The sequence below is a fragment of the Pseudomonas sp. AC463 genome, assembly GCF_979253585.1.
This window is the reverse complement of record NZ_CEEDDZ010001136.1, coordinates 1-238: the sequence shown is the minus strand read 5'-3', so window position 1 is coordinate 238 and position 238 is coordinate 1. Positions and strand designations below refer to the sequence as shown.

Here is a 238-nt window from a genome sequence, read left to right as displayed (position 1 = left end):
AGCCACCCTCACTGCTGCGCAGCGGATAACCGGCGAAAAAGCCGGGCGGCGGTGCAGCCTGTGGCGCGGTGTCGAGTCGGGTGTCGGGCAGCAGCAGGGGCGAGTGGCCGAAGCTGGTGCGTATGACCAGTTCCTGCAAGTAGGCGCTGAATGTATCGGGCAGGCGCTGCTCGGGCTCTGTAGAGCCGCTGAGGAGGGTGTCGGGTGCGATCCTTGCGAGGGTTACGCCACTGAGGCG

At 66.8% G+C, this 238-nt stretch carries 1 protein-coding gene; it reads right to left on the bottom strand.

Annotated features, from left to right (window positions below):
* Positions 1-238: hypothetical protein (locus tag AC0IYH_RS33845; RefSeq protein WP_471838842.1), on the bottom strand; the 238-nt coding region annotated here is incomplete at both ends.